Consider the following 1,711-nt stretch of genomic DNA (forward strand, 5'->3'; position numbering starts at 1 on the left):
CGCCGCCGCGCGCCGGTCCCGGTGCTGGCCGTCACCGGCCTGTGCGCGGTGGGCTACCAGGCGCTCGGCCTCGACGTGCCGGCCGTCGCGTTCCTGATCGTGGGCGGCGCCGCCTTGCTGCGTTCAGAGGTTCTGCTTGTCGTCGCCGTCGATGGCCTTGGTGTCCCGCAGCTGCAGGTAGGGCTCCTGGTCGGCCGGGTGGCCGGCGGCGATGGCGCGCTGGCGTTCCAGCTCGGCGTCGAGCTCGGCGCCCAGCAGCAGCGCCAGGTTGGACAGCCACAGCCAGATCAGGAACACGATGACGCCGCCGAGGCTGCCGTAGGTCTGCGCGTACGAACCGAAGTGGGCGGCGTAGAAGCCGAATCCGGCGGACGCGGCGAGCCACAGCACCACCGCGAGGATGCAGCCTGGGGTGATCCAGCGGAAGCCGCCCTGGCGGGCGTTGGGCGAGGCCCAGTACAGCAGGCCGAACAGCAGCCCGACGAGCACCACCAGCACCGGCCACTTGAGGATCTGCCAGGTCGTCACGGCCGGTCCCGGGATGTCCAGGGCCGACCCGACGGCTTCGGCCAGCCGGCCGCTGAGCACCACGATCAGCACGCTGACGACCAGGACGACACCGGTGACCAGGGTGACGGCGAGCCGGACGGGCAGCCGCTTCCACAACGGCCGTCCCTCCGGGACGTCGTAGATGGCGTTGGACGCCTGCATGAACCCGTCGATGTAGCCCGACGCCGACCACATCGCCACCGCCAGACCGATGATCGCGGCGACTCCCGCCTTGGCGTCGTTGGCCTGCACGTTCTCCAGCGCGGCGGTGAAGATCTCCCGGACGGGGCCGGGCATGATCGGGGTGACCTCGACGAGCACGTCGTCGATGAGGTGGTCGTCGATCAGCCCGACGACCGCGACGAGCACCAGGATGCCCGGGAACAGCGACAGGACGCCGAAGTAGGTCAACGCCGCCGCCCATACCTGCAGGCTGTCGGTGTCGGCTTCCTTGGCGGTGCGGCGCAGCACGGCCCACCAGGACCGCAGGCTGAACTGTGCCGGGCTGCGCGGGCCCGCGTGCGGTGGCGGGGGTGGTGCCGGGGACTTATCGGGGTGGTCGGCCATGGCCGCTACATACCGCGGCGCGGGGCGGTCTAACCGGCGCGCCGCGGGCCGCCACCGGGTGGTTAACCGCGCCGCATCCGGGTATCCGTTCGCCACTACAGCTTGCGGAGGGACCAGGGTCATGCCAGCGAAGGACAAGGAATTCCAGACCGCGGTCGATCAGGCCGCGCAGACCGCCAAGGACGCCGGGGCGGCGATCGCGTCACGGGCCGACGACGTGAAGCAGACGCTGACCGCCGCCGGGCGCGACATCGCCGACAAGGCCGCGACGGTCGGTGGCCAGGCCGGCGAGGCGGCCCTGGCGGCCAGGGACAAGACCATCGAGGCGGCGGGCGTCGTCACGGAGCGGGCCGGCGAGCTGGCCCACAACGTGGCCGATCAGCTGCCCCGGGACGCACAGGAGTGGGAGGCGCTGGGCCGGGACCTGCGGGACCGGATCCGCGCCAACCCGACGCCGTGGGTGATCGGCGCCGGTGCCGTCCTCGTGGCCTGGCTGATCGGACGCCGCTCGGCCCGCTAGACCGGCACGCGGCGAGGTGGACCGCGTCGCGTACCTTCTCGGCCTCGGACGCGGCGACCAGCTTCGTGGCGGCGG

The 1,711-nt window shown here is 72.4% G+C and carries 2 protein-coding genes; one reads left to right on the top strand and one right to left on the bottom strand.

Going from position 1 to position 1,711, the window contains the following annotated elements:
- Nucleotides 1–123: 123 nt before the first annotated feature.
- Nucleotides 124–1,116 (bottom strand): YihY/virulence factor BrkB family protein, encoded by a 993-nt coding sequence (locus AB0J67_RS40940; RefSeq protein WP_363491190.1) that lies wholly within the window; start codon nt 1,114–1,116, stop codon nt 124–126.
- 121 nt (nt 1,117–1,237) lie between these two features.
- Between AB0J67_RS40940 and AB0J67_RS40945 the strand changes: the two genes are divergently transcribed.
- Entirely contained in the window at nt 1,238–1,636 is a 399-nt protein-coding gene (locus tag AB0J67_RS40945; protein WP_363491192.1) for a hypothetical protein, read from the top strand.
- The last annotated feature ends 75 nt before the right edge of the window (nt 1,637–1,711 follow it).

This window comes from Catellatospora sp. NPDC049609, assembly GCF_040675365.1.
In the GTDB taxonomy this organism is placed as follows: Bacteria; Actinomycetota; Actinomycetes; order Mycobacteriales; family Micromonosporaceae; genus Catellatospora.